This window comes from Streptomyces sp. NPDC091377 (assembly GCF_044757045.1).
Classification (GTDB): Bacteria; Actinomycetota; Actinomycetes; order Streptomycetales; family Streptomycetaceae; genus Streptomyces.
Window position 1 is genome coordinate 99,763 of record NZ_JBIVUE010000023.1, and the last position, 9,785, is coordinate 109,547.

Consider the following 9,785-nt stretch of genomic DNA (forward strand, 5'->3'; position numbering starts at 1 on the left):
CACCCGTGACACAGCCGCAGCCGAATACGCCCGCCGGCCCTGTGCGCTTCTCCGGGCCGGGACATCCCGGCTCTTGTCCACCACTCATACACCCGAGGTACCAGCACACCCATGACACCACACGATGCTTCCGAGAATCGTGAGGCGCCGATCCAGCCCGGCGTCGCAGCGGAACAGGCACGCAGGCTGGAGGTCCTGCTGCGCAGGCGTATCGAGACCCGCCAGTGGCTTCCCGGTCACATCACCAGCGGCCAGGAGATCGCGCGGGAGTTCGGGCTGCCGGAGCACCGTATCCCGGCCGTCGTGGTCCCGGCCGTCAAAGCGCTGCGCAAGGACGGGCTCGTGGAGACGCGGCCGGGCGTGGGGATCCGGGTCGTCACCGACGGGACGACGTGGGATCCTCCGGGCGATGCGCGCGGTCTGCCCCGTGACCAGAGCATCGAACTGGCCCTGCGCGCACGCCTCTACCTGAGGGTCTACCCGGCGGGTGACCCGTTCCCCTCGTACGTGGTGCTGGGCCGGGAGTTCGGTGTCTCCGTGGCGACGGTCCGCAAGGCCGTGCGGCGCATGCAGCAGCAAGGCCTGCTCCATGTGGTCGACCGGCGGCGGCAGTTCGTCTCCGTCAAGGTGCCGGCCCTGTCCAGAGACGAACTGCTCGTTCTCCCGGAACGACGCAATCCGGGGCGGAGGAGGCTCGCCGCGTTCGGTGAGAGCCTCACGATGGCCGACTGGGCCGTCCACCCACGATGCGTCGTCGACCACCGCACGCTCTACGAGAGATATGTGGTCGGGTGGGATCTGGAACGGGCGCTGCAGACGCCCAAGGCCCCTGCGGGCAACGCGCCCGGCAACGCCGCCGGCAGGGCGAGGAGATACGCGCGGGTCAACGCGGCACAGGTACTCAGGGCCCGTATCAAGGAGGGCGTCCTCCCCGCCGGATCCGTCCTCTGCCTCACCGGCACGGCCAGGGAACTGGGCGTGCCCGAGCCCCGCGTCCGCGACGCCCTGCACGAACTGCACCGCCTGGGCCTGCTCACGCACCGGCCCGGCACCGGCTACTCCGTCACCGACACCACCCCCACGGCGGGTGGCTCCTTCGGCCGCACCGCAGCCGGGCCCGTCTCCGGGGCCACCCCTATCCGATACGACCTCAAGGAGCGCTGTGAGCAGTACTGATGTCCGGGAATCCGTGGATGAGCTGGTCGTGGCGTCGTGGAACGTGCAGGACAACGGCCGGGACGCCGCACCCGGCATCCGCAAGGCGTCCCAGGTCCTCGCCGGCCTCGGCGTGCATGTCGTGTTCCGGCAGGAACTGACCGACGCGGCCAGAAACGGCGGGCGGGCGCTGTATGCGGAGGCCGAGGAGATCGGCGGTCTGAGCGCGTTCATGGCCGAGGCGAAGAAGGACCGCAGCAGTCATCCGCCCGGGATCATGTTCCACCCCGGCCTGTTCACCATGGTGGCCCGGACCGACCAGGACATGCCCTGGAAACCGATCTGCGGTGTCCAGGTCCGCCTCCGGGGATGCCCCAAGCCCCTCACCCTCGCATCCGCACACCTGACGCACTACAGTCCGGCGCTGCGTGAGATGGAAGCGGCCCGACTGACCGTGTTCGCGGAACGCAACTCGGTGCTCATGGGTCTCGACGCGAACTCCTACCCCCACCGCGTCCAGGACGAGACCACCGCCTCCATCGACTGGGACACCGTCGAGGACGCCACCCACATCCAGCACCGCACCGTCGAGATCGACGGCCGCCGCGTCCCCCACACACAGCGCCCAGCCGGATCCTCACCGGCGGTAAGCGGCCCGTGTTCACCGACCTGGGCCACCACGCGGGAACCCGGCTGCGACAGCCCGGCGCCCTGGAGCCCACCGCGAGCCTGAGCCGCACGGATCAAGGCCCCCCGCAGCGGATCGACTGGATCGTGGGCACCCACGACTGGGCGGGCCTGCGCGGCGTCGACGTCATCACCTCCGCAGAAGTACGGGGCCTGACCGACCACAGCCTGATCGTCGCCCGCTTCGGCCTCGAAGCCGTCCGGCGAATGCTCACCCCCACCCCGTAGCCACGGCCCCTCCACGGCAACACAGCCGGAATCCCGGCCCACCCGTGCACACACCTCACACGTCCGACAAGGAAAGCGCCCGCGTGCCCCACCCCTCCACGTCCCGGAACCGGAACCGGAAAAGGCTCCTACGGCTCCTCACGTTCCTGATGTTCAGCAGCCTGATACCGGTGCTGCTCACCTTCCGGCCGGCACCCCGGCCCGACGGCCAGCACGTGGCGGCAGCCGCTCACCGCTAGACACGGCACCACCGCTGCGTACCCCCACCCTCATCTCCGAAAGACCTCAGTTTGCCGAAGCCGTTGATGCTGCTTTCGGCAGGTGGGACCTGTCCCACCTGCACCTTTTTCACTCTGGCTGACGGAACCGGAGTCAGCCCGCTGGACTGGTGGGGAGACGAAGTTCCCGATGACACTGTGGATGGTCGCACCACCAAGCTCAGCAGGTTGGAAGTCGGCGAACAGTTAGCCTACGTCTTCGACTTGGGAGACGACTGGGCACATCTGTGCACGGTGGGAGAGAAACGCATTGATCCTCTGGAGACAGTAGGCAACACCCCAGGCCGCCCGACTCCGTACTGGGGATGGGGCGTGCTTCCCGATCAGTACGGTCGCCGCTGGGACGGCGACGACGGCGAGTCTCCCCAACCCAAGAGGCCCGCCAGGGGCCTGAGCGACCTACCTCCGATCCTGCCCTGGTGGGGCGATCAGCGCGCTCGCTGATCCTGCCCTCATCAAGTCGTACGGTCGTGTGCTGGACGAAGCGCGGCGAACCCTCCACGTAGTACGGCAAGAATCGGACGGGCGCCGTTCGTTGTCCGGGGGTTCGATGGTTTATGAGGAAGGTCCTGGGCGACGCCTGGCTGCCGAAGCGCGTGGCGAAATTGGGCACAGGAGAGAACAGGCAAGGCGGATCCCCGGCAGCTGATGGGGTGCCCCGCCGTTGAATCCTCAGACGTCTTCGTCATCGACGGGTTCGGGTTCTCGACTGTAGGCGAGGTCCAGGACATAACGTTCGGTGACAGGGCAGCTGTTCCAGGCCTCGGTCAGCCAGCCGTCGGGGGATTCGTCGGTGAGTTGGCCGAGGGTGGTGTCGTAGTAGTCGGCGGCTGCCTGACGGTTGATCCACCAGGCGTGGCCTTCATAGACGCCGGGGCGGGGCAGGGCGAGGTCGGCGGCAGGGCCGCGGTCGAGTTGGCCGATGACTAGGGTGCCGGTTTCGGACTCGAGGCTGATGTCGACGTGGCCTTCGCGCTCCGCCGGCAGGGCGGGCGGTGTGTCCCAGATACGGATGGTGACCTGCACCTTCATGTCAGGTTGCAGGCTGAAGAGGTACAGGTGGTAGCCGTTGCCGGCCACCACCTGTGTCTCCGCGGCGTCCAGGGCGGCTTCGTCGCCGAGGTAGGCGTCTGCGTCGTAGACCTCCACAACACGGCGGCCGGGGGTGGCGGTGATGTTGTGTTCGGCGAGAAGCGCCATGGGGGGCCTTCCTGCTAGTTGGTGATCTTCATGTAGAAGGGGTCGCCGTCCAGGATGCGGTTGAGGGTGTACATCTCAGCAAGGCGTTCTCCGCCCTTGCGGTTGTCGGTGCCGTCGATCAACCGGACGGAGAAGCGGTTGTCGCCCTTGGTGGACCCTTCCTTGGTGGAAGCGAAGGGGTACTCGTCGCATTGCAGGCCGCTGCCGGAGTAGTCGCCCCAGACCTTCCTGCATTCGCCGATGGACTTCTGTCGGTTCTTGTCGATCTTGTTCTGGTCGGTGACCCGGTGCAGAGGCTCCTTCGCGCCGGGCACGGTCTTGCCGGGCCAGGAGGGGAGGGTGCGCTCCGGACGGTTCAGGGCGTCGTAGATATGCAGGGCGCTCTCGTTGACTGCCGGGTCCTTCTGGCTCATGACGAGTTCCACGCGGGCGGAGGTGAAGACGGTGCCCTTGTACTTGCCTGCGGACTTTCCAGCGTAGTCGTAACGGACGTTGGAGTGGTAGCTGTCCACTCCCCCAGTGAAGGGGGCGGCGGTAGGTGAGCTGGCGGTCAGGTCCATGGTGACGGTGGAGTTGACGCGCTGCAGGTTGCCTTGGTCGAACAGGGGCCCCTTGTCGGGGGAGGTGTAGGTGAGGGTTCCACTGCGGGGTGCGGTCCCATACGCCGAGCAGTTCGTCGCGTTCCTTGGTTGACGGCTCGGTGACTTGGGGGTCCGGGTCGCTGGTGGAGGCGTTGACGCTGGAACGGAAGTGCTGGCGGACGCGCCACTTGGTGGCATCTTCAGTGGGTATGGGCTGGACGCGTATGTTCTCGATGCTGGCGACGTAGTCGACGCGGCGGTCGCCGTCGTAGGAGAAGCCGAGGATCCACTGGTCGAACCAGAGGCGACCGATGCTTGTGGTGCCCCTGACGTCCCGCGCGGGCGTAACGTGGCAGCGTGGTAGGGGTGTTCACCGGAAGACTCCTTGCGGGCGAGCGGCGGCGGGGTGACTGCGAGGGATTCGGATGACGGCGGTCATGAGGCATCGCAGAGGTCGCCCCAGCAGGCCTCCAGCAGCGTGCCGGTACGTGCGGAGTAGCGGGCGGTGAAGCCGTCGAAGCGGCGGTCGGTGTGCAGCAGCCCGGGGGTGGTGCTGGTGGAGGTCACCGTCCAGGCGGCGCCATCGGTGCCGTTAGTCGAGCGGAGGCTCGCTTGCGGCGGGTCGAGGGCGAGGGCGTCGGCGGGGACATCGAAGGCGGCTGCGGCCCGGGAGCGGATGTCAGCGGTGGATACATCCGCCTCGCCTGTGTTGTCGTCACCGATGTTTCCGGCAGGCAGGGCCGCGGCGTTGCAGACCCGTGCGGTGACTACGCACTCGGATAGGCCAGGCACGGTGGTCAGACAGCCGTCGGGGTCGCTGTCCAGGCAGGTCTGCAGGGCCTTTTGGTCCACGCCGTTGAACGTGGCGGGCAGGTCCGCGGCGGCCAGGACGTGCGACGGGTCGGCGGTCTCGGTGCCCGGTGCGGCGAGGGCGGCGGCCTGCCGGCGTGGCTTGCTCACCGTCCACTGGGTGAAGGTCGTGTTGTCGGCCAGCTTGGTGGTGAAGCAGCTCGGCGCCGGGTGGCTCGCGCCGCATGCGGGGGTGACGGACTTGGCGACGTTGCGCGTGGCCACCTTCTCCCAGACCTTGTTCCCGGTCATGAACTGCATGCGGTTCGCGATCGAGGGGGCATCGACGTACTTGGGGCCGGTCACCTCCAGGCCGACGTCGATGCGGTTGGTGTTGCCGCCCAGCACCTTGAGCTGGCTGGTGGTGGATCCGACCTTGTTGAAGTCGTAGAGCACGTCCCACTGGTTGCCGTGGTCCTGACGCACGGTCATGTAGGTGTGGTTGCGCATATCCGGCTTGGTCGGGTTGACGCCTGCCGTGATGGCCTTGGTACGGCCGCCGCTGGTCGTCAGCTCCGTCCAGCGTGGCCCGTAGGTGTGAGTGGTCCTACCTGTTTTGTTCGCGTACAGGCCGATCTCGATGTTGGCGGCCAGCGGGCTGCTCGACGTGTTCGGTGTGACCCTCAGATAGTTGCCCACCTGCACGGTGGCAGAGCCGGTGTCGGTCTGATCGAAGGTGATCGGTACGTTCCGCCAACTGGCGAAGCCGCCGATCATCGGCTCGCCGGGCTGGCTGCAGGTCATCCCCCAGAAGGTGATACGGGCGCTGTACAGGATGCTGCACGCATCGTTGGGTGCGCCGGCACTGGCCGGCGGGGCGGCGGTGCCAAGAACGGTCAGTGCGGTCGCCCCGGCGCACGCCAGGGCCAAGAATCTCGCGCGGAGACGCGACAAGGTTCCCCCTAGAACGATCAAGAATGGTCACAGGGAACCTACAGCCAGACATTTACAACTTACCCTTCAATAAGACAAGTTGACTCGAACCTCAGCCATGATTCACGCCACATCGATACATAGCCGGTCACACAGGCAGCGAGAGCGTGTTCGAGGAGCCCCCTGGATGCTCCGCCTCCACGCAGCACACGGGAGCGGAGCATCGCCGAGCGATGCAGCCAGCAGCTCAAATAGGACTCGCTTCACGGTACGGCAGTGAAGCGCAGGTCACGGATCACGACGTCGATGTCGAGACCACGGCCTTTGCAGACCAATGCGCCCGTCGTTCGCGCACCTAGGGTCGAGATCATGAGCGTGAACGAGGACTTCCGCCGCGTACGGATCGCAGCCGCCCCCGGAGAGGGGGCAGTCATCGAACTCGACGGGCACGATGTGGCCTCCGCGGTGGAGGCGTTCCGGATCACGCAGACCGTCGACGAGGGGCCCGAGGTCACCCTGTACGTACAACAGGGCTGGAAGGGTGTGGAGTTCGACGGTCTGGCCGAGGTGGTCGTGGAGCCGGCGGATGTTCGGCATGTGGTGATCGGCTTTCTTGATGCGGTGGACTGGCAGAAGCTCGACGAGGCCGTTCTCGACCGGGACGATCTGGACGGGCGTGCAGGGGAGCTGACCCGCGGGACGCTGGCGCAGCTGAGGGAATGGGCTGCGGGTGCTTGATCAGTCCGGGCTCGTCCGCTTCGCGGAGCGCCATCTGATCCGGGACAAGGTGCAGGTCAGCCGGGGCAGCGGCGAGGACATCCTCGATCCGGGAACTGGTGACCTTGTGCCGGCGCCACCGGTGGTCGCGTACGAGGACAAGGCCGGTCTGTACGCGCACCAGGAGCGGATCCGCAGCAAGGGGTCCGGGCAGGACGGCGCGTACGTCCAGGAGGTGCGCGCCGGGTACCGGATGCTGCTTCCTCTTGGGGCGCCGGAGGTGTGGGAGAACGACACCGTTCTGGTCGTTGAGGCCCGTGACGAGCAGGCCGTTGGCCGTACGTACCGCGTGTCGGCGTTGGGTGAGGTGTCGTCGTTCCCTGTGCTGCGTACCGTCTGGTTGGAGGAGCACAACCGGAAGCCTGTGGCGCGGTGAGCGGAGGAACATTTCAGCATCCGTCCCAGCTGGCCGCGGCGTTGGACCGTGGCGGCAAGGAAGCAGTGACCGCGGCAGAGACCGCGATGCGGCACGGAGCGAAGGCCCTCGTGGTGCAGGTGCAGCGCAATGCGTCCGGGCGGCCGGGCCCGCGGGTGATCACCTGTAAGTACCGGGCATCGTGGCAGTCCGACGTGCATCGAGCCGGGCCCGTGATCGTCGCTGAAGTCGGGACCAATGCTCCGCAGGGCAGGCGGCTGGAGTTCGGGTTAGTCGGCGTCGACAGCCTCGGCCGCCACTACAGCACGCCGCCGTTCCCTCACCTGGGGCCGGCCGTCAACACCTTCGGCCCGCTCCTCGTCCGGGAGCTGCGCGGCGCGGTGTCGAGGACGCTGTGAGCGATATGGCCCACAGTCTCGAGGACGCTCTGGCGGGCGTGCTCGCAGACCACGAGCGGGGACTACTCGCCCGCGCGGTCGTGGTCGCCGAGGTCCTCGACGAGGACGGTGAGCGAAGCCTGTCGATTTTGACCACGCCCGGAGTGATGGAGTGGGACGCACTCGGCCTGTGCCGGTACGGAGTGCTCAGCATTGAGGGGCCCGCAGCCGCGTACTTCGCCGGAGGCGATCTGTGATCGAACGCGGCCGTGTGACGGAAGCCCTGCATGGGATGCTGGCCGCGGCTACCGGCAGGCCGTGCGGTCGTGGCCGCCTTCCGCTCGTCGACGGCCGTCCGGCACCGTTGCCTTACACGGTCCTGTATCCGCAGGGCGGCACGGTCGACGGAGCACCGCTCGCCGACAGGGCAGAGGATGCACGTCTCGTCTACCAGGTGACCGTCGTGGCTGCGCGCACCGATCAGGCCGAGTGGCTCGCGGATCGGGTCCGGCGGGCACTGCTCGGCCGTACGACGCAAGGCGCGTGGGCGTATCCGATCGTGGCTGCTGGTGTGGATGTGTGGGCGCGGGAGCTGCTGGTCGACAACGGCGTGGATCCTGCCGGTGCGGACGATGGTGTCGTGACGGCGGTGCAGCGGTACGAACTCTCGGCCACGGGCTGCGGGGGCGTATTCGTCACCGAAGGTAATCCTGATTCCGGGCTTTCGGGCATGCGAGCCCTGCCGTCTGTGCCGGGGAAATTCGCGGGCGAACGCTGACAGCGCACGGGATCATGGGGCATGAACCCGAATGCCTGGCATCTCACCGAAGACGTCGAGACGTTTCTCGCTGAGGCCGGAGACTTCCTGCGCTCACGTCCCGCATTACACACCGTCCCACTCACCGTGACCGAGGCTCTGCGTACCTGCGGAGCGAACGCGTACGGCACGGAAGCCCCTCTCCTCGGCTGGCAGGAGCGAGCGGGCGAGGTGCGTGCGACCTTCTTCCGCACCCCGCCGCGCCGCCTGACCATCACCTCTCTAACTCCCACCGAGGCTGACGCCCTCGCCGCTCACCTCGCCGGCCTCGGCCGTGTCCTTCCAGGCGTCAACGCGGACGACGACACTGCCGACGCGTTCGCCAAGGCGTGGGCGCGGCACACGGGCGTGACGCCGACGCTCCACGAGCAGGAGCGCCTGTACCGCCTCGGCGCACTCACCCTGCCGGATCCGGCTCCCGAGGGCCGAGGCCGGGTCGTCGGCGAGCAGGACCGCGAGCAACTCATGCTGTGGCAGCGCGAGTTCGTTGCCGCCATCGGAGGTACTGCCTCTTCAGACGATCGTGTCTGGGCCGACACTCGTATCACCGAGGGACGTGTCACGTTCTGGGAGACCCCGGACGGCACCCCCGTGTCCTTGGCGGGCACGACGCCGTTGGTCGCAGGACAGGTCCGGGTTGCTCCCGTTTACACCCCGGCCCATCTGCGGGGCCGCGGATATGGGGGTGCCGCGACGGGTGAAGTGAGCCGGGCGGCGCTGGCGGCGGGCGCGGCGGAGGTGATGCTGTTCGCGGACTTGGCCAATCCCACCAGCAACGCCTTGTACCAGCGGATCGGGTATCGCCCGGTCAGCGACTTCACCGTGTACAACTTCCCGGCGAGGCCCCCGGTGTCCGCGTCTGGCAGGTGACCGGGTGCTCGTCCTGCGGGTGTCGCAGCCGAAGCCAGTCGAGGAACCCGACGAGCGGCGACGTGTCCAGGGGGGCGAGGTCGAAGTCCATGACGTCGTTTCGAATCTGGTGAGGTCAGCTGCGGGTTGGGCACCAGCACGACACGGACGCTGGTCCTGCGGTTCGGCTGTCGTCTCTGCGCAGTGAGGCGGGGCGACGCCATCGGCGCCGCCCCCATGTCCTTCCGCAGGCGTTTCTAGGCAGCAGGAACGGTGTCCGCTTCTCGCCCGGCAAGGTGCTGCACGACTGCCCATGCTGCCCAGTCAGCAGGACTGGCGTTCTCCCAGGCGCCGGCGTGTGTGCTGTTGACGGGCGCGCCGGTGTCCCCGAAATGGATTGAGATGCGGATCAGGGTCTTTGAGAAGTGATCTTGTGTCCGGGTTCGTCAGGTCAGTCCGAGGGCGGTGAGGGGCCGCTGGTGGTCACGGCCGGTGCGGCGGAGGGCGGCGGCGATGTGGGTGTGGCCGTCCTGGCGGTGGACGCCGATGGCGAGATTGCGCAGGCCGGCCATCACGCGGGGCAGGTGCCGGGTGCAGATTTTGGAGGCGTCCTCGCGGAAGGTGCGGTCTCGGACGTGGTGGAGCTGGTTTTCGATGAGCCAGTGCCCGCGGATCCAGGCGGCGAGTCCGCTGCCGGTGGCCGCGCCGGGCGGCAGGCTCGTGACCAGGTAGATCCGC

General features: G+C 67.7%; 13 protein-coding genes. 9 read left to right on the plus strand and 4 right to left on the minus strand.

The window, feature by feature from the left end; genetic code table 11:
* The first annotated feature begins 111 nt into the window (after nt 1-111).
* From ACIQNG_RS34230 to ACIQNG_RS34240, 3 genes are read left to right on the plus strand one after another with little or no spacing between them, the layout of a single operon-like run.
* Nucleotides 112-1,176 (plus strand): GntR family transcriptional regulator, encoded by a 1,065-nt coding sequence (locus ACIQNG_RS34230; RefSeq protein WP_401490549.1) that lies wholly within the window; start codon nt 112-114, stop codon nt 1,174-1,176.
* Nucleotides 1,163-1,888 (plus strand): endonuclease/exonuclease/phosphatase family protein, encoded by a 726-nt coding sequence (locus tag ACIQNG_RS34235; protein WP_401490551.1) that lies wholly within the window; start codon nt 1,163-1,165, stop codon nt 1,886-1,888. The genes ACIQNG_RS34230 and ACIQNG_RS34235 overlap by 14 nt, the downstream gene beginning before the upstream one ends.
* 41 nt (nt 1,889-1,929) lie before the next feature.
* Nucleotides 1,930-2,070 carry a hypothetical protein gene (locus tag ACIQNG_RS34240; protein ID WP_401490552.1) on the plus strand — a complete coding sequence of 47 codons (141 nt, stop codon included), beginning with the start codon at nt 1,930-1,932 and terminating at the stop codon, nt 2,068-2,070.
* A gap of 950 nt (nt 2,071-3,020) precedes the next feature.
* On the opposite strand, the gene ACIQNG_RS34245 is transcribed toward ACIQNG_RS34240, so the two are convergent.
* The 3 genes from ACIQNG_RS34245 to ACIQNG_RS34255 all read right to left on the minus strand — a co-directional run bounded on the left by ACIQNG_RS34245 (nt 3,021) and on the right by ACIQNG_RS34255 (nt 5,872).
* Nucleotides 3,021-3,548, minus strand: coding sequence for a hypothetical protein (locus ACIQNG_RS34245; RefSeq protein WP_401490553.1), 528 nt, complete (start codon nt 3,546-3,548; stop codon nt 3,021-3,023).
* A gap of 14 nt (nt 3,549-3,562) precedes the next feature.
* Entirely contained in the window at nt 3,563-4,060 is a 498-nt protein-coding gene (locus ACIQNG_RS34250) for a NucA/NucB deoxyribonuclease domain-containing protein (RefSeq protein ID WP_401490555.1), read from the minus strand.
* A gap of 504 nt (nt 4,061-4,564) precedes the next feature.
* Nucleotides 4,565-5,872 carry a hypothetical protein gene (locus ACIQNG_RS34255; RefSeq protein WP_401490557.1) on the minus strand — a complete coding sequence of 436 codons (1,308 nt, stop codon included), beginning with the start codon at nt 5,870-5,872 and terminating at the stop codon, nt 4,565-4,567.
* A gap of 348 nt (nt 5,873-6,220) precedes the next feature.
* Here ACIQNG_RS34255 and ACIQNG_RS34260 point away from each other — a divergent pair, with 348 nt between their 5' ends.
* The 6 genes from ACIQNG_RS34260 to ACIQNG_RS34285 are packed head-to-tail and all read left to right on the plus strand — an operon-like array spanning nt 6,221 to nt 9,068.
* Complete coding sequence (locus tag ACIQNG_RS34260) at nt 6,221-6,589, plus strand: hypothetical protein (RefSeq protein WP_401490558.1); 369 nt, start codon at nt 6,221-6,223, stop codon at nt 6,587-6,589.
* Nucleotides 6,582-7,004, plus strand: coding sequence for a DUF6093 family protein (locus ACIQNG_RS34265; RefSeq protein ID WP_401490560.1), 423 nt, complete (start codon nt 6,582-6,584; stop codon nt 7,002-7,004). The genes ACIQNG_RS34260 and ACIQNG_RS34265 overlap by 8 nt, the downstream gene beginning before the upstream one ends.
* Nucleotides 7,001-7,402 (plus strand): HK97 gp10 family phage protein, encoded by a 402-nt coding sequence (locus tag ACIQNG_RS34270; protein WP_401490562.1) that lies wholly within the window; start codon nt 7,001-7,003, stop codon nt 7,400-7,402. Before ACIQNG_RS34265 ends, ACIQNG_RS34270 begins: the two co-directional genes overlap by 4 nt.
* A gap of 5 nt (nt 7,403-7,407) precedes the next feature.
* Nucleotides 7,408-7,638 (plus strand): hypothetical protein, encoded by a 231-nt coding sequence (locus tag ACIQNG_RS34275; protein ID WP_401441503.1) that lies wholly within the window; start codon nt 7,408-7,410, stop codon nt 7,636-7,638.
* Nucleotides 7,635-8,159 carry a hypothetical protein gene (locus tag ACIQNG_RS34280; protein WP_401441502.1) on the plus strand — a complete coding sequence of 175 codons (525 nt, stop codon included), beginning with the start codon at nt 7,635-7,637 and terminating at the stop codon, nt 8,157-8,159. The genes ACIQNG_RS34275 and ACIQNG_RS34280 overlap by 4 nt, the downstream gene beginning before the upstream one ends.
* A 21-nt stretch (nt 8,160-8,180) precedes the next feature.
* The gene (locus ACIQNG_RS34285) at nt 8,181-9,068 is read left to right on the plus strand and encodes a GNAT family N-acetyltransferase (protein ID WP_401490564.1); all 888 of its coding nucleotides are present in this window, start codon (nt 8,181-8,183) and stop codon (nt 9,066-9,068) included.
* A gap of 425 nt (nt 9,069-9,493) precedes the next feature.
* Here ACIQNG_RS34285 and ACIQNG_RS34290 read toward each other — a convergent pair.
* Nucleotides 9,494-9,785: transposase (locus ACIQNG_RS34290; RefSeq protein ID WP_401490566.1), on the minus strand; the 292-nt coding region annotated here is incomplete at its 5' end.

What these genes read in the sequence shown, in the direction of transcription:
- ACIQNG_RS34230 (WP_401490549.1), top strand. Translation starts at nt 112, where the DNA reads ATGACACCACACGATGCTTCCGAGAATCGTGAGGCGCCGATCCAGCCC.
- ACIQNG_RS34245 (WP_401490553.1), bottom strand. Translation starts at nt 3,548, where the DNA reads ATGGCGCTTCTCGCCGAACACAACATCACCGCCACCCCCGGCCGCCGT.
- ACIQNG_RS34260 (WP_401490558.1), top strand. Translation starts at nt 6,221, where the DNA reads ATGAGCGTGAACGAGGACTTCCGCCGCGTACGGATCGCAGCCGCCCCC.
- ACIQNG_RS34275 (WP_401441503.1), top strand. Translation starts at nt 7,408, where the DNA reads ATGGCCCACAGTCTCGAGGACGCTCTGGCGGGCGTGCTCGCAGACCAC.
- ACIQNG_RS34285 (WP_401490564.1), top strand. Translation starts at nt 8,181, where the DNA reads ATGAACCCGAATGCCTGGCATCTCACCGAAGACGTCGAGACGTTTCTC.